Origin of the sequence: Bradyrhizobium lupini (assembly GCF_040939785.1) — a bacterium.
GTDB lineage: Bacteria > Pseudomonadota > Alphaproteobacteria > Rhizobiales > Xanthobacteraceae > Bradyrhizobium > Bradyrhizobium canariense_D.
In genome coordinates, this window is the sequence record NZ_CP162553.1 from 2,094,028 (window position 1) to 2,110,183 (window position 16,156).

Sequence of the window (16,156 nt, forward strand, 5' to 3'; positions counted from 1 at the left end):
AAATTATTATTATTCTTCCATTTGGACTAGACGAGCGCTTCAGCAGCGTCGCGACAGGATGGATTCATGACGCTCAGTTCTGGGACCTGAGCTATTTGCACCCTGCATTGGGAACTTCCCATACGACTGATATCGCCGATCAAGTCAAAGCCTTGGCTGGCAGGCGTCGAGTCGTGGCTGCTCTTGGTGGTCAAAATGCGATCAAAGGATTTGATTTTTTTGCGACCTCTGGAACCAAGCGCCAAACTTGCGTGAGGAATTTCTCTTTATAACTGCGGGGAAAATCGCGTCGGGGCTAAAGGCAGTTGCTCTACAAATGGAGGCGTTAGGCGGAGTCGTATTTGACCGAATGGTTTCAGATGAAGAACTTCTGAGTTTATATGGAGCTTCCGATCTAGTGTGGAGTTGCTATTCGCCGCACTATAATCAATCGTCTGGCATTTTCGGGAGAGCATTTCAGCTGGGCAAGCCCTCCCTAGTGCGCGAGAGCTCTTACCTAGCCGATCTAGCAGACATCCTAGAGCACCCAGCGCTGAGGCTGCCCTTCGGCGAAGTCAACTCCGCGTCCGAGCGATTGACGACCTGGAAGCCCGAGCCTCAAGATCGCACTAAGATTCTTCGCAAGATCAAGTTCATGAAGGAGCGAGACCTAGCCCTGCTAGCCCGAACATTGAGGGGGCAGAGAGCTGCATGACCGACTTCAATCTTAAACGTTCTGCTTTATGGTCAATCGCCGAGGTCGCAACCTCCGGCGTAGCGCTGTTCATTCTGTATAAATACGTTCTTGCTTCATTAGGCATGAGGTCTCTGGGAATCTGGTCTTTGGTGTTGGCTACGACATCTCTCGCTCGCCTAGGAGATGTCGGCGCGTCAGCTGGCCTCGCGCGCTTTGTGGCGGAAGCCCTTGCAGACAAGAACGTTATCAAAGCTCGCGATTTTGTGGAGACCGCACTCTGCACCAACATTGCGATTTACACAATCGCCAGCATTATACTCACCATTCCGCTCTCAGTCGGGGTGAAATTGCTAGTGCCTGCAGATTCCGCACTTGAGGCTGCGTCACTGATTCCTTACGCGCTAGCTTCGTTCGCCCTACTTAACGTCAACGCTGTTATTCTGAGTGCTTTAGTGGGAGCACAAAGAGCGGATCTGAAGTCCAAGATCGTTCTTCTGAGCACAGTCGCCCAAGTAGCAACCGCACTCATCTGCGTACCCTCTTTTGGCCTTATCGGGATGGGGCTAGGCCAGATCGCACAAAGCGCAGTCTCGATCGCCATCGCATGGCTCACTTTTAGAAAGCTTGTAGGAACAAACCTGGTGCCTTTTTTCCCCCGTCACTTCGATTTGGGCATCTTTCGTGAACTCTTCAGCTTTGGGATGAAACTGCAGTTTGCCAATCTGATTTCATTTTCATTTGAACCAGCGACGAAACTTGCGATGTCGTCCGCATGCGGACTTGAGGTCCTAGCAATTTTCGAAATGGCATATCGACTGGTTCTTCAGGCCCGTCACCTCGTAGTAGCCCCTATGCAGGCGCTCCTTCCTGCATTTGCTCATTTAGGCCAGGAAAGGCCACATGAGGTAGCTGCCCTCTATGAGAAAACGCTGGCAAAGTCTGCACTCTTTGCGGTCACTGCCCTTCTCTCGACAGGCGCATTCTCTCCCCTAATCTCTCATCTTTGGCTCGGCTCCTACAACGGTCTCTTCGTAACGTTCACTGTACTCTTGTCCGTTGGCTGGTTACTCAACGCACTGGGAGCGCCAGCCTACCATCTCGGCCTGGCTCGAGGCTTAGTAAAATGGAACTTGGCGGGCCACTTAATCACAACCATCGGCAGTCCACTATTGGGATATCTGTTCGGACGGCTTTTTGGACCAACGGCCTTCGTACTTATGACTTCGGCAGCCTTAGGACTGGGTGCAGTCCTGACGACGGTGCTCAACTGTCGCGATTGCTTGGTCGGCTTATCACCGTCGATTAGTCGTGCACTAAAGATCATCCTAGAGGAGTTCCGAACACAGAACGAGACTTTGCGCCACCGACTTCGGCTACTTTCGAGGGCACGTCTATGACATTGCGCATTCTTCATCTAGTTCACACACCTCGATATTCGGGTGCGGAAACGCTCGTTTCCGATCTATGCTTGCAGCATAGATCCCTGGGAACTGATGTCGCTGTAGCCGCATTTTCACCAGCTGAACCTGCCTTCCAAAAGAACTTACGGATCCTGAAGGAGGCTGGAGTAACATTGTTCATCCCGGCTCGTCAGCTGGGCAAGCACGAGCGTCTCATTCATCTCATTCGGTGTTACGGCCAATATCGTCCGTCGGTAACTTTTGCTCACTCGGTTCTTCCTGCCCTATATGGTCGGTTAGCCTTAGCAGGCTCGAATAGTGAATCTAGATTCGTTACAGTTTTGCACAGCGCCTCCAACGACGATTTTTCGGACGCATATCTCCGGCTGCTCGAGCGCATGATCTGGCGACGTGCGGACCATGTTGTTGCCGTCTCGGAGGAGGGACGGAATTCTTACGAGCGGCGCTTCGGCTGTCGAATTCCGACCAGCGTGATTAAAAATGGGATCGACCTCTCTCAATTTAAGCCGAAGCCGCAACGCGCGGTACGAGAATCTATGAACATCCGGCCGGATCAAAAGATACTGCTTCAGATTGGGAGGATCTCTCCGGTTAAGCAGCAACACGCATCAGTTGCTGCGCTCGGCACACTAATACGCGAGGGTTACGACGCCACTTTGTGGCTCGCTGGGCTAACTGAAGATGCGAACTATGAAGCAACACTGCGAGAAGTCCTTGCGAGACAGTCTCTGAGTGAGCGGGTGGTCTTTCTAGGCAGCCGTGACGACGTGGTTGACCTTCTATCCGCAGCCGATCTGTTTCTGATGCCATCTGATCAAGAATCTCAGGGCATCGCTTTTCTGGAGGCTCTTGCATGCAATGTACCCTCGCTCGTCTCCAATATTTCGGCCTTCCGATTTGCGGCAAATATGGCTAACGTTCGGATAGCAGATCCGCACAGCCCCGATTTTTCGATTGCCGCGAAACAACTTCTTTCCACAGGTGAGCGCACGCCACGTCAACTCGGTGAGTTTGACATACGACGGACATCGCAAGCATATTTATCTTTAGCCAAAGCATTGGCCAGAGAATCCGCTTTGGCTAGCTGATGGGCTCCAAGACAGCACTCACGATTCTGCTCTATTGCTTGTCAATTGCCCCAATGTATGCTCGATCGCCTTGCATCTATGCATTGGGAGACAGCTTGACCGCCGCGTATGCTCCTGAGCTTGCAACACGCTTGCCTGAAATCGAAGTCATTAATGCTGGCCTTGGCGGACAAAGCTCTAGATCAATAGCGGCACGCGCTGGAGCAATTCCAGTGACAGTTGTCATGGATGTTCGCACACCATCTCTCGACGGGCTGACGATCAAAAGTGTCCAGCCCGAGATCCTTGCCTTCTCAGGCCTGAACGCCGCGGTCGAGGGCAAGCTAAGCGGCGTCCCAGGTCGTTTGAGTTGGAATCGAGCTACTGGATATCGGTTCCAGCCACGTACGGCAACACCGCGAGGTACAGCTGCCGAAAACTCTAAGTTCGAAGCCGACCCTTCTGCCTTCGCAGATTGCACGCTGGTTCTCTGGGCAGGCAGAAACGGATTTCAGCGCGTAGACGATGTGCTTTCCGACATAGCGGCAATCGTTCTGCACTGGCGCACGCAACGGTTCTACATTTTGAGCATACCCAATGCAGCAGACGAGCCGCGAGGTAGTGCGTCATACGCCCAAATTCAGGCGATCAATGAAGCCCTGCACTCGAAGTACAACGACAACTACCTGGACATCCGCCGTGCATTGATTGACAGAGGCAACACGCTTGAATGTCAGCCCACTTGTACATCAAACGCAGACGACATCATACCAGTAGCACTTAGATCGGATAGGATACATCTGAACCTTCATGGAAACCGATTCGTCGCTGAGACGATCCGCGATTTAATATTGGGACAGCACCACTAGTTGAGCACTTTCCATCGAGAGCGACGAAAATGAGACCAACTCCTCTCCAGCAGATATCCACTTTGTCGTTGGCTACGCGACCCGCTGGCCGGACGTCGTTGCTGTACATCATCGCGATGATTCCCATGGCCTTTGATTTCAAAAGCGAGGGCGCCGGCGCAGGAGCTATTGTTCAGGGGATTCTGTTGGCGCTGTATTTGGCGCTTTCTGTTCTATTTCTGCTTCGCACAAGGACCGCAGCCACAACCAATGACGGCTACTCTCCCCTGCCATTTTTTGCCGTCAGCTGGTTTTGCCTCCTCGGCGCTTTCGTCGGTTACGTTCGAGGTCAGGAACTCTACTCGATCATTACAAGCGCAATTCCAGCATGCCTATTCGTGACTTCGATCTATCTGACGGTTCGTGCGATTCAGGCGTCCACAGATCAAGAGCTACTTCTTAGGCAACTGAAGGGATTGTGCCTCCTGTTTCTCCTGTCACGATTTGCAATCATCGCGTCCACTATCGGAATTGATGTAACTACTGTCCGCTACCAGATTCTCGCAGGTTCCATAAACGCTGGGTTAGGACTTATCGCCCTCAGATTCCTATTTAAAACCCGCTTCCTCGACTTAGCCGTCATTGTTACGAGCCTCGGATTGGTGCTGGTTTCGGTAACCAGATCACAACTTCTCGTCGCGGCTACACAGACTTTCATCTATCTTAAAACACCCAACATTCTTCTGAAACCAGCGGTCGTTGGGCGGGCCATATTGCTTTCATGCCTACTACTTGCACTGATTGGAGCAGATCAAGCCTTTGACGCCGGGTTCACCGACCGCTGGATAGCTCGAATATTCGCCTCCAATGAGCTTGGCGCCGATCCCACATTGCTTACTCGTCGCGCAGAAGTCGAGTTTATGAGTGACTCATTTACACGCGGAGGAACTGAATTTCTGTTTGGAAACGGAATTGCAGCGGAAACATCCCTGGTGGGCACCGATGCGGGCATCGCAGCGCTACTCGTTGGACGCGACAGCGTTGCCAAGGTTCATAGCCTTGGTTTTGGTCATCAGAATTACTGGAGCATTCTATTCATCGGTGGGATCGTGGGTGGAGCACCACTCCTAGCGCTTTTGTTTTGGCAAGCCTACGAGGCAGTATCGTTTTTGCAGAGTTGCCGTAACGTCATCTTTAGCGAAAGGAGCTTAGTGGAGCTCGGCGCCTGGGGATCGACTATCGTAATAGGCATGGTTACGTACGGGTTCCTCGCAGGCACATTTGGCGATCGTCCGACTTGCATGTGGTACGGAATAGGTGTTGGCTTGCTGGCCGGTAGCAAGAGCTTGCTGGCCAAGTTGAAGCGCGGACCGAGATGCTAGGCGTGAACTCCAAGGGACGCGCGACCCTGAGAGTAATGTCTGCAGTCCTGCTCGTTTGCTGGATGCTCCTGACCTATGGATCGGCCAACGGATCGCGGATCTTCGCAGAGCCACTCAACCAGGAGAATCTGTTCGAGCTGATTGACGGCACCGCGACAGGATCAACCGCGGACCGGATTATCCAACTTCCGGCCGGTACGTTCCGACTAACGGCCCCCATCCGAATCACGGCCGCTCACTCTGGCCAACCCGACAACCCGACGATCATCAGAGGTAGCGCCGCCGGGAAAACGATCTTAGCCGGATCAAGAATTTTGCCAATAAAGCACGGTTATTCTGGTATTCAGCAGCGCCATCCCAACACCCCAGTAGTATTAGATTTAACGCCCCTCGCGGGAAGTCCTCTGCCAAGGCTGACTCCTAGGGGCTCCTATGTAAACGTAGACCATTCTAGTTTGGAGCTTTTTCAAGGTGAAGCTCGTCTCCGCCCCGCGCGGTGGCCAAAGCATGGGTTCTCAAAGGAACTAGTCGCTACAAGTGACGGTGAGAGCAGCATCATCACTTTCACCGCACCGCTCTTCGAGAAGTGGAAGAGAGAGCAACAGGTATGGATAGGTGGCTACTGGAAGGCAGATTGGGCCTTCGAAAAATTACCTCTAACTCAGTTTCTTTCTGATGGTACCGCGAGAGCTGGCCCCGTGAGAGGGGAAGGCAAGGTACGCGGCCACTTTCCGTTCTTCATCGAAAACGCAAAGAGCGAGCTTTCGCAGCCGGGGGAATTTGTTTTCGATGCCAACCAGCTAACGGCGACTGTGCTACCGAACGCTTCAGAGGCTTCATTCGAAATTGCGGTTACAGACACACTTCTGGAGATTGATGGTGCACACGATGTCGTAATAGAGCGCGTATCGTTTGAGAAGACCTCCGGCACCACGGTTAAGATCCGAAATAGCTCAAATATTATCCTTCGCGACTGCTTCGTCGGCCTTAGCGGTGTTGACGGCATCTCGGTGGACGGCGGTGTCAACGTGATTATTGACCGTTGCGTCGTCCGAGACGTAGCGGAAACGGGCGTCTCGCTCGTGGGCGGAAATCGCGTTAGCCTCACGCCCTCTGGACATCAGTTGCGCGATTCTGTGGTCAGGAATTTTGGGATGGATTCGCTCACCTACCGGCCGGCGGTGAAACTGCAAGGAGTTGGAAATCGCGTTGAGGGATGCTTTCTAACGAACGGATCTCATTCTGCAGTCCTCGTGACAGGGAACGAAAACATTCTCGCTCGCAACGAGATCAGTCACGTAGTGTGGGGTTCCGATGATGCAGGGGCTATCTACACCGGCAGAGACTGGACCGAACGTGGAAACGTCATGGAAGGCAATTTTTTTCACGATATTGGGATGCCGCCAGGCAGTGACGGCCGCCCGTCATTTGTCTCGGGAATTTATCTTGACGATCAAGAGAGTGGCTATTTGATCCGCCGAAACGTCTTCCTAAACGTAAATCGGCCTGTCGTCATTCACGGCGGTCGAGACAACCTCATAACAGAAAATGCATTTCTGCTGTCGGCCCATGGCTCCGTTTGGATTCATAGAAGGGGTGAAGGGCTGACCGGGGGAACATTGGAAAATCGTTTGAATGCCGTCCCTTACATGAGTAATATCTGGACCAAGCGATATCCTCAGCTAGCCCGCCTACCTCAGGAAGACCCAGCGTCCCCGCTCAACAATATCGTTAGCCGTAATCTTGTGATCGGAGGTGCCTTAGCTGAGTATGGACTCGCTTCTGACGCGGTCTATTTGGGCTTGGAAGGGAACACCAACTACCCTGCCCCCGCCACCACAGACTTGTACGCCTCACGGTTGGCGGAACAGCTAATGCAGCTTGCCGCCAAATCGAAACTGCCCGTTGCTTCTCGTGAAGAGAATTTGGCGCGCCTCTTGTACTTCAATCACTAACCTGCGGCACGAGCTTATCTTTGATAGATGGAGTACCGAAAGAACTTGATGCCCATTGCCGTTCCCAATATTGCATCTTCGCGTTTATAGGCCTGCAAGTCAAAAGCATTGCATCTATCGGAATTGAAGTAGCAGACTTTCACTTTTATCAGTCTCGGACAGTTGTTTCGCACGCTAACGACGTGATCAACAACAGTTGTATTCACGACGTGAGAGCGAGCAATAGCCTCTACATCTAGACAAGGTCGGTTCAGAGCATCGCGAATTATCGGCGCTGTAGATTGTTCAGCAGGGCCTTGAAAGGTCAGTTTAGGGGTGCTCGCACCGGACTTTTGCGCACTCACCATTTCTAACGGCGATAGAAGTGGTAATAAGAGCAAAGCAAAAAAGATCTTACCCCAACTCAAAGCAAAAAAGATCTTACCCCAACTCATCGATGCCATAGCCTTTCGTCAGTTGGTGTGCCCGGTACCGCTACCTTCACCCCATCCTGCGCCAATTTCCTCGCAAACGCTTCTCGGGGAATGGAATTGATCGTTTCAAGACTAGCGAGTAGGCGCTCTCTGTGGGCCCAACCGATCCCTGTCAAATTAATGGCCGCAAGATCTATAAATTCGCCATCTACGAGTTTCTTAAATTCTACTACAACTTTTAATTTCGCTTGCTCACCTAAGCTTGGAAACACCGCGAGCGCAAGGCTATTGCGTCGAAGTGAAATCCATCCCTCAAGCGGCCCCGTGGCATAGGATTCATCGAGAATGCGAAGAGATCGCATATCGAAGCCGCGGCTTACGTTCTCCGTAGAGTAGAGCATCAGCCAGAGAAACGAGTCGCTCGGGTTGAGCGCCAAGGCTCTTTTCACTTTATCGAGCGCTGCGGCTGCATCATTATTCGCGACCTCGACGGTCTTTCGTCCTGAAGGGTCTTCCGCAATCCGCAACCGAACGAGTGCCTCCGACCGCAAGAGAGCGCTGAGCTGGACGGGAAGTTCGGGGGCGAATTGCATCGAAGTCAAGACGCCGCCCAATGTTCCTGACTTGAAGTTATCTCCAGCCAAGATGCGTCCTGCCATCTCTTTTGCGGGAATCGCCAACCAAAATGCCGGCAGCGAGAAAGCTGACCAACTCACGCAAATGGCGCCGAGCAACAGCAAGCCCGCCCGGACAATGCCCCCCTTGCACCGCCGTCAAAGTCGTTGAGATGAGCGCCCTCTGCTTTACTCAACGTAGCCATAGCGGGCGTAGTATTTCTGATAATAATAGCGCCCGTGGTAGGACTCGTAGCGAGCAAGGAGCTTAGTGTCCGCCTTGTTCAGCACCACGCCCAAAAGCTTGTCATGGATCTCTGGTGCGCCGCGCAGATTGTGCCGCACGACATCGATCTTGGTCTTGCCCCATTCCACAACGAATATGAAAGAATCGACGAAAGGTGATGTAACGCGCACATCTACAACGGGCGCCATCGGTGGCATGTCGAGAACGACATAATCGTACTTCGAGCGTAGCAGCGCGATCAGATCGCGCATTGGCTTCGAGGCCAGCACTTCGTTGGTATGCAGCAGCTTCGAGGTCGTGCCGGCGGGCAGGACCGCAAGCCCAGTCTGCGGATCAATGCTAATGACATTTTCCAGCTGCCCCTTGTGCGCAACCACGTCCACGAGGCCGCCTTGCGCATCCGGCAGCAAGGCACGTGATAGCGAAGGGTTGCGAAGGTCGGCGTCGACGAGGATCACCCGCGCCCCCCATGGGCGATGAGCTGCGCAAGGTTGGTCGAGAGCGTGCTCTTGCCCTCGTTGGGAAGGGTCGAGGTCACAGCCAGGACGCGATTCTCCCGCACAATAGAGTTGAGATCAATCGCCACTTTCAGCGAGCGTACCGCTTCGGCAAAGCGTGACAAGGGATTGTCGACGACATAGCGTAGCAGATCCGGCTCCGGATTGCTCTTTTTGCGGCCGAGCTTGCTCGATAGCGAGGCCGGCGCGGGCGGCAACGCGCCGAGCGCCGGCAGGATGGCGAGGCAGTTGGCGCCGAGCTGCTCCTCAACTTGGCCGGTGGTGCGGAACACCTTGTCGGAGAGCTCGCGCGCCATCGCGGCACCGAAGCTTAGCAGCAGGCCGCCGAGCAGTGCGGCCCCCAGGATGATCAGCGACTTCGGCGCGCTCTTGACCAGCGGCGTCGTTGCGGCGCTGATCACGCGCGCCTCGGTGATCGGGAACGACTGCTGCTGCACACTCTCCATGTAGCGCTGCAGGAAATTGTCGTACATCGCCTGGTAGCTCTGCGCAGTGCTCTCGAGCTCGCGGAGCTGGATTTGCGCCTGGTTGGTGAGCTGCGATTCCGAGACGACACTAGCGAGGCTCGACTTGATGCTCTCCTCGCGAGTCTGGGCGATGTCGTAGTCGCTCTTGTAGGATTCCTGGATGCGCCTCAGCTCGTCAATTATGTTCTTCTTGATCTCGGCCATCTGGCGGCGGAGATTGACCGCGGCCAAATGATCCGAGCCATATTTCATCGCCCAGATCGATTCCTTGGAGGCCATGTCGACATATTGGCCGCGCAGCTTGACGATGGTGTCGTTTTTTAGCGCGTCGGCGACGCTGGCGTCCGGAATCTCCTGCTTGAGAATATCGTTGATGCGGTCCATCCGCGCTTTGGCCTCGGCGGTCGAGGCATGCGCCATGATGAGCTGGCTGTTGACCTCGGCGAGCTGCTGCTCGTTCATCAGACGGCCGCCGCTGTCGACGATGTTGTTGGCGATCTTGAAATCCACCACGGACTTCTGCGCCGCGGAGGCCTGGGTGCGCAGCTCCTTGATGCGGTCCTGCAACCAGACGCTGGCGCGGCGGGTGGCCTGGTACTTCGCCTCGAGCTGGTCGACGATATACGCATCCGCGATGGCGTTTGCGACACGCGCCGCTTTTTGCGGATCGCGCGAGGTGAAGCCGATCTCCATCACATAGGTGAGCCCGAGGCGCTTGATGGTACGGCTGCTCTCGAAGCGCCCCAGCGCTCTCCGCGTCTGTTCGAATTCGGACGCCGCATGGCCGGAGGAGAACAGGCCGGTGATCGCGCCGAGCAGGCCGCCACCGCTGCCGCTGAATTCGGGGTCCTCGGTGAGGTGCAGATCGCGGATCACGGCGAGGCTGATGTTCTCGGATTTCAGGATCTCGACCTGGGTTTCGATGGTTGCCGAATCGACCGCGATGTCGCCGAGCACCGACTGCTGCTGAAACAGCTGCACCTTGCGGGTGTCGATCACCATCGCGGCGGTGGAGGTGAACAGCGGCGCGGCGGTGAAGAGATAAAGCAGCGCCAGGATCACGCAGGCCGACACGATCGCGATCATGGTCGGAAACTGGCGCCTGATAATGTCGAGATAGGAGGTCAGCGTCTGGGATGGAGAACCGTCAGCCTCGGCGAAATCACGGTTGATCTCCGAGGTCGGCTTGTTCAGCTGCAACATCCGGCAATTCCTGAAATGGATCGATTGTGTTTAAGGATTGGTAGTCTGCCAACAGTTCCGCGGTATCTCGAGGCGAACTTGATCTGCAAAACCCGCGCGGAAAAGAAGCCTAGCACAATGCCGGCTGCAATTGAACGTTGTTGATGCGGCGCACCGTGCCGCTGGGCTGGGATCTTGTGGGAAGCTTAACGGCAAAAAAGCAAAGCGGCGCGATGAAGCGCCGCTTGACTAGATCGCGAATGAGGCAGCCAGGAGGTTTGTGGCCTCCGTGCAATTACGGTCAGCGGTCACTGACACGGTTAGCGGCGTTGGTGGTGCCGCTCACGCCGCCCGAGGCGCCGCCACTGACCTGCGTCGCGTAGTGAAGGCCGCCGAACGTGCTGGTAGTGCCGCCCTGTCCGCCGTTCGCAAAACCGCCCGCGCCCGTGGGGCCGCCCGCGCCGGAGCCGCCGCCGCCCGCGCCACCGCCGGCCGCCGCGATCGCGACGTCGCCGGTTGCGGCCTGGTAGGCTGCGATCACGTCGGGGTTGTTGGTGCCGGCGATCGCCGCCTGGATCTCATTGGCGAAAGCCTGGTCGGCTACCGCGGCCATGCGGGCGAGCTGGGCCAGGCCGGCGGTGATCGCGCGGATCTGGTCCTTGGTGGTCGCGGGGTCCTTGAGGAGCGCGATCAGGGCCGGAACCGTGGTCGGATCAGACGCGCCGAGGTCGCGCACGCGCGAGATCAGCTGCGCACCGGCCGGATATTGCGTCAACAGCGTGCCTGGTGCCGCCTTGAACTCGGAAATGACCGTGCCCGGCAGCTGGCGCTGCGGCGGATAGACGGCGGCGCTTGCGGCGCTCGAAATCGTCGCGGCCAGGGCCGCGGCCGCAGCCATGCGAAGCGCAATCTTGATAACGCTCATAATAAACCTCCAAAAAACGTCTGCCCACTTTACGTCTCGGCCCGGGCAAGTGGCTGTTAGTGTCGGAACCTAGCGGAAGAGCAAATCGCTGTCCACTTATTCTAAAGACTTCGTAAACGGCGCAACTGCTTCAAAACTAGACAGTTTTGTGAAGCTCGCGGGCGCGGCGTTGGCCCCGCGCGGGCTGGGTCCGGCGCCCCTGCTGGTCCGGCACGGCGACCGCTTCGCCTTGCGGCCGCGCCGGCTCGGTCGAGCGGAACGATTGCGAAAGGCCGGCGCCGAAAAGCGCAAAGAACGGAATGGAATAGCCGGGGATCTGGAGCGTGAAGTCCAGGCAGGAATGCAGCAGCGACAGGCTCGCGGTCGCCGCCGCCGCCAGCGGGATGATGGCGTCGCGCCGCCGGGCGAACACGCCGCGGCCCAGGATGACGAACATAACCGCCCATGCAACCGCCACCAAAAGCGCCATGGGGATGCCGACGTCGGAGGCGAGCTCCAGCGGCGTGGAATGCGCGATATCCCAGATTCCGCGAATCGAGATGTTGGGGCTGCGGTAGGGCGGGAAGGCCCATTGGAAGGTGCCCATGCCGGTCCCGAACCACGGGTTGTCGGCGATGATCTGAAGCGTGGACTTCCAGGCCTCGATGCGGCCCTCGTCGACCAGCCCTTGGCTGTCGAACCGGCTGGAGACTTGGCCGCCGAGCAGCTGCATCAGGCCGAGCGCCACCACCACGCCGGAGCCCAGCGAGATCCAGATTCCGGTCCGCAGCGGCAGGTCCTTGCGCAGGAATATTGTGAACGAGGCGATCATCGCGAGCAGCGACAGGCTGACGCCGGCGCGCGAGCCGGTCATGAACATCGCCATCAGGCAAATCAACAGCGCTCCGAGATGTGGCAGGATCTGGCGCGGCGGAATCTCGGCGACGTCGCGGGAAACGCGCTTCCACTCGATGTGCCGCTCAGGCAAGCGCCGGCGGACATCCTCGAGGATCAAGAGCATCCAGATCACGGCGCAAGAACCGAAATAGGCGGCGGCCGTGTTGCGGTTGATGAAGGTGCCGGTGACGCTGCCCATATAGGCCGTCTTGTCCCGCCACAGGATCATGGTGGGCTCGATCAGGAACGAAGCGACGCCGTAAAGCCCATAAAGGCTGCCGGAGACGGCGATGACCCAAAGCAGACGTCGGGCGCGCTCACGCTCGGCACCGACGGTGATGCCGAGGAGGATCGCCAGAATGTTCGCGAGCGGCGCGCCCAATGCGAAGAACGCCTCGTTCTTGACGATGGACGCCGAAGGCGCAATCGGCACGCCCAGGAGGTCGGACGCCTGCTTCCAGATCGGATTGAACGGCGCGATCCAGGGATGATCGGACAGCTGCTCATGCAGCACGAAGGCGTATCCGGCCACGATCACCCCGATGCCCGCGATCATCCAGAAATGGGGGCGGCGCAAGTCGCGCGTCGGCGCCACGATCAAGGCGAGGGCCAGACACAGGCACCAGAACGCGATCGAGAGGTCGTTGGTCGAGCCGAACGGAAACGGCGCGCCGGCGGCGACGAAGAACAGGATGAAGGTCGCAGGCCAGCTCCACGACCAACGCATATGGGGAAGCGGAAAGCGCATCGTCGGTTAGCCGGCCTTCGGCTCTAGAGGAAGCAATCGATCGGATAGATCTTCAGATCCACGTTCAAGCGGCTGATCCGGGTCTGCGCCCGGAAGCCGTAGAATAGCCCAAGATTATCACTCCCCGAGTCGAGTTTTATTCCGGGGGTTAATTCATCCGGCGGGACCAGCAGCCCGATGTGGCGGTTGATGCCGGATATCTCGACTCGCCCGTCCCCCTCGCCGAAATGTCCCGCGAGCTGGGTCACCGTCACCTTCGGCAGCCCGCGGCGCTGATGGCAGACCTCCTCTTCCCATAGCTTGGTCTGCCGAACGAGAGGTTTGCCCGCGCCGTCGGGAACAACAATGTCTGAGAAGGCAGGGTGCAGCATTCCGAAGAAGCGACTCTCCTTGGCGTTTGCTGAAAGCCGGACGGTGAAGGAGAGCTCGCCCTTGGCCTCGCGCAAGTGCCGAAAAATTGGTGCATCAGGCTCAGCCGAGACCACCACGTCGATCCGGTGGCGGACACCGAGCTGTTGGGTTTCGCCGGCAGCCTTGCCCATCAGAGACGGCCCCGCGATGACGAGAGCCAATAAGCACCGAGCTGCTTGCCGTCCAAAGCACATGAAGACCTTGCAACCTGCGGGGTGACCGATCGGCGATAAATCTTGCTCGGTGAAGCCTTGATCCACCCCGAACAGAACCGCTGTGATTTCTAAACGAAAATGGCACCGGGACGAAGCCCCGGTGCCATCGTTTCGTGGATCAGGTTGGCTCCGGCCTTACGGCGCCAGCTTGATGTTGTTGCGGAAGATCAGGGCGTCGTTGGAGAGGTTCACGGCATCGCTGCCGGTCGCCATGATCACACGCAGGAACTGCAGGAACTTGGCAGTTTCGACGTTGCGCGAGTTCGAGACATAGAGCACGTCGCCATTCTTCATCATGACCTTGGTGGCCAGGAAGAAGCCACCCGGATCGCGGAAGTTCACGTTGAAGATGACCGGGATCGTCTCAGAGGTGTACTTGCTGACGTCGACGCCAAGCTGGGCAGCAACCTCACGCGGCTCGCGGCGATAGAGATAAACGGCTGCCGGATCGGCCTGGCCATCCAGGAGACCACCGGCCTTGCCCACGGCTTCGCCAAGGTTGATGCGCCATGCGTCGAAGTTGAACTCGCCGCTCTGACCGCTGGCACCGAACGCCAGGAACTTCTGCTGTTCGCGGTAGACGTAGATGCTGTCCTCAGGCCGAACATAGACGTTGTTCTCAGGCGCCATGACGAGATTCTCGAAAGGCACGGTTGCCCTACGCCCGCCGCGCTCCAGCATGACCCAGGTCTCGAAACCCTGGCCCTTGATGCCGCCAGCGCGGGTGATCGCGTCGAGCACCTTGTCCTTGGCACCCGCCGCACTCGCCGGATAACGCGCCGGCGCGTTGACCTCGCCGAGCACGCTGATGAGCTGTGTCCGCTGCGAGGACATCGCAACCACGACCTGAGGCTCAATGGCGCGGTTGGAGATCTTCTCAACGATAGAGCGCTGAATTTGTACCGCAGTGAGACCCGCCGCCTTGACCTGGCCGGCGTAGGGCACAGTGATGAAGCCGTCATTGTCGACCGACTGATCCGGGATGGTGACGAAGTTGCCCGGACGGACGCCGGCTTCTGCCGGGATGAACAAACCGCCTGCCGCGGCTTCGAAGATGGTGACGCTGACAACGTCGCCGATGCCGAACACAATGCTGGCGGGCGGACGGCGATCGGTGAACACTCCCGCGAGCCCCTTGGGCTCATGGGTGTGCAGGATCTTCACCGTGGCCGGGTTGAGCGGCACCAACTCGTACGCCGGTGCATTCTCGGTCTGGATCTTGTTGTTGACGTCGTCGGTTAACGGGCCGGAGCCAGGGTTGGTCGAACACGCCCCCAGCGCCAAAGCGACGGCCAGGAAAGCCGGCTTGAATAGATACGTTTTGGCAAAGGTATGCATGAATGGCCCCCGTAGTTCCAATTGCATCGATTGGTACGGCCTAGTGGGCAGTGCGACAAGGGTTCCCGGCCCTGAGCGAATGGTTAACGGCCCAATGAGTCCCCAACTGTTGCGTGCAAGCCACGGTTCGGAACCCCGCTAACCCTTTGTGACTGTTTGTTGACATCCTTTTGCCCGATGTACGGGCACCATGCCCAGGAAGAGACCTTCTCCAAAACCCCCGCCCTTCTGCTAGTAAAGCCGACAGCACCAATTTGATGGATTTCCGACGTGCCGATTCTGGCTTTGGCCCTTCTTGGATTGTTGTCGTCCTTATTTGGGGGACTTTCATCGCCTCCTGCTGCGGGCTCTGCCCCCTTGAGAGGTGATTGCGCCGTCGGGCCATCAGGATTGCACTCGGTCTGCACGTTTGCGGTGGCAAGCCCATCCTCGATCTGGAAATTCACCCGCACCCAAGGCCCCAAAGAGGGCGAGAGCTTCGCTTCCATTTCCAAGACAGCCGAGACGATGCAGTCTGACCCGGAGTTCGCCGGCCTGATCGTCCGCTGCGCTCCCAAGGGCAAGATCGACGTGTTGGTCGCCTTGATCCGGCCGTTCCCGCCACGGAGCCACCCGCGAGTGACGATCTCCTCAACTGGCGGCGGTACCCAGACGTTCGAGGCCAGCATGGCGGCGGCCGGCGCTGCCGTCCTATTACCCGACGAAGTTTCTGCGTTCGCGGCCGGTAAGTGGCAGACGACGCCCTCGCTTTCCGTGGTGGTGAAGGAAAGTGACACCGAAATCAAAGGCGTGGTGACCCTGAGCGGGCTTCGTGAAGCCTATAATTCTCTGGCGGCAAGTTGCGGCCAATAGA

The 16,156-nt window shown here is 57.2% G+C and carries 13 protein-coding genes; 6 read left to right on the plus strand and 7 right to left on the minus strand.

Features of this window, described 5'->3' with window-relative positions; all coding sequences use genetic code 11:
• Window positions 1-690: 690 nt before the first annotated feature.
• The 5 genes from AB3L03_RS10150 (at window position 691) to AB3L03_RS10170 (ending at window position 7,349) form a co-directional block, all read left to right on the plus strand.
• Window positions 691-2,073: an oligosaccharide flippase family protein gene (locus AB3L03_RS10150; protein WP_368508517.1), complete on the plus strand. Its 1,383-nt coding sequence runs from the start codon at window positions 691-693 to the stop codon at window positions 2,071-2,073.
• Entirely contained in the window at window positions 2,070-3,185 is a 1,116-nt protein-coding gene (locus AB3L03_RS10155) for a glycosyltransferase family 4 protein (RefSeq protein WP_368508518.1), read from the plus strand. The genes AB3L03_RS10150 and AB3L03_RS10155 overlap by 4 nt, the downstream gene beginning before the upstream one ends.
• The gene (locus tag AB3L03_RS10160) at window positions 3,185-4,033 is read left to right on the plus strand and encodes a hypothetical protein (RefSeq protein ID WP_368508519.1); all 849 of its coding nucleotides are present in this window, start codon (window positions 3,185-3,187) and stop codon (window positions 4,031-4,033) included. Before AB3L03_RS10155 ends, AB3L03_RS10160 begins: the two co-directional genes overlap by 1 nt.
• 98 nt (window positions 4,034-4,131) lie before the next feature.
• Window positions 4,132-5,394, plus strand: coding sequence for a hypothetical protein (locus AB3L03_RS10165; RefSeq protein ID WP_368508520.1), 1,263 nt, complete (start codon window positions 4,132-4,134; stop codon window positions 5,392-5,394).
• 62 nt (window positions 5,395-5,456) lie between these two features.
• Complete coding sequence (locus AB3L03_RS10170; protein WP_368508521.1) at window positions 5,457-7,349, plus strand: right-handed parallel beta-helix repeat-containing protein; 1,893 nt, start codon at window positions 5,457-5,459, stop codon at window positions 7,347-7,349.
• Between the two features lie 430 nt (window positions 7,350-7,779).
• Here AB3L03_RS10170 and AB3L03_RS10175 read toward each other — a convergent pair whose 3' ends face one another.
• The 7 genes from AB3L03_RS10175 to AB3L03_RS10205 all read right to left on the minus strand — a co-directional run bounded on the left by AB3L03_RS10175 (window position 7,780) and on the right by AB3L03_RS10205 (window position 15,303).
• Complete coding sequence (locus tag AB3L03_RS10175; RefSeq protein WP_368508522.1) at window positions 7,780-8,496, minus strand: hypothetical protein; 717 nt, start codon at window positions 8,494-8,496, stop codon at window positions 7,780-7,782.
• 69 nt (window positions 8,497-8,565) lie between these two features.
• The gene (locus AB3L03_RS10180; RefSeq protein WP_368508523.1) at window positions 8,566-9,081 is read right to left on the minus strand and encodes a CpsD/CapB family tyrosine-protein kinase; all 516 of its coding nucleotides are present in this window, start codon (window positions 9,079-9,081) and stop codon (window positions 8,566-8,568) included.
• Complete coding sequence (locus tag AB3L03_RS10185) at window positions 9,078-10,811, minus strand: GumC family protein (protein WP_368508524.1); 1,734 nt, start codon at window positions 10,809-10,811, stop codon at window positions 9,078-9,080. Before AB3L03_RS10185 ends, AB3L03_RS10180 begins: the two co-directional genes overlap by 4 nt.
• A gap of 280 nt (window positions 10,812-11,091) precedes the next feature.
• Complete coding sequence (locus tag AB3L03_RS10190) at window positions 11,092-11,715, minus strand: hypothetical protein (protein WP_368508525.1); 624 nt, start codon at window positions 11,713-11,715, stop codon at window positions 11,092-11,094.
• 136 nt (window positions 11,716-11,851) lie between these two features.
• On the minus strand, window positions 11,852-13,339 hold the full coding sequence (locus tag AB3L03_RS10195; RefSeq protein WP_368508526.1) for an O-antigen ligase family protein: 1,488 nt from the start codon (window positions 13,337-13,339) through the stop codon (window positions 11,852-11,854).
• A gap of 23 nt (window positions 13,340-13,362) precedes the next feature.
• Window positions 13,363-13,881, minus strand: coding sequence for a hypothetical protein (locus AB3L03_RS10200; RefSeq protein ID WP_368508527.1), 519 nt, complete (start codon window positions 13,879-13,881; stop codon window positions 13,363-13,365).
• 219 nt (window positions 13,882-14,100) lie between these two features.
• The gene (locus AB3L03_RS10205) at window positions 14,101-15,303 is read right to left on the minus strand and encodes a polysaccharide biosynthesis/export family protein (RefSeq protein ID WP_085359815.1); all 1,203 of its coding nucleotides are present in this window, start codon (window positions 15,301-15,303) and stop codon (window positions 14,101-14,103) included.
• 390 nt (window positions 15,304-15,693) lie between these two features.
• Between AB3L03_RS10205 and AB3L03_RS10210 the strand changes: the two genes are divergently transcribed.
• Window positions 15,694-16,155: a hypothetical protein gene (locus AB3L03_RS10210; protein ID WP_094183325.1), complete on the plus strand. Its 462-nt coding sequence runs from the start codon at window positions 15,694-15,696 to the stop codon at window positions 16,153-16,155.
• Window position 16,156: the final 1 nt, after the last annotated feature.

Excerpts from the sequence above, each read along its gene's own strand:
- AB3L03_RS10155 (WP_368508518.1), top strand. The coding sequence starts at position 2,070 with ATGACATTGCGCATTCTTCATCTAGTTCACACACCTCGATATTCGGGT.
- AB3L03_RS10150 (WP_368508517.1), top strand. The coding sequence starts at position 691 with ATGACCGACTTCAATCTTAAACGTTCTGCTTTATGGTCAATCGCCGAG.
- AB3L03_RS10185 (WP_368508524.1), bottom strand. The coding sequence starts at position 10,811 with ATGTTGCAGCTGAACAAGCCGACCTCGGAGATCAACCGTGATTTCGCC.
- AB3L03_RS10160 (WP_368508519.1), top strand. The coding sequence starts at position 3,185 with ATGGGCTCCAAGACAGCACTCACGATTCTGCTCTATTGCTTGTCAATT.
- AB3L03_RS10195 (WP_368508526.1), bottom strand. The coding sequence starts at position 13,339 with ATGCGCTTTCCGCTTCCCCATATGCGTTGGTCGTGGAGCTGGCCTGCG.
- AB3L03_RS10200 (WP_368508527.1), bottom strand. The coding sequence starts at position 13,881 with ATGGGCAAGGCTGCCGGCGAAACCCAACAGCTCGGTGTCCGCCACCGG.
- AB3L03_RS10205 (WP_085359815.1), bottom strand. The coding sequence starts at position 15,303 with ATGCATACCTTTGCCAAAACGTATCTATTCAAGCCGGCTTTCCTGGCC.
- AB3L03_RS10170 (WP_368508521.1), top strand. The coding sequence starts at position 5,457 with ATGCTCCTGACCTATGGATCGGCCAACGGATCGCGGATCTTCGCAGAG.
- AB3L03_RS10190 (WP_368508525.1), bottom strand. The coding sequence starts at position 11,715 with ATGAGCGTTATCAAGATTGCGCTTCGCATGGCTGCGGCCGCGGCCCTG.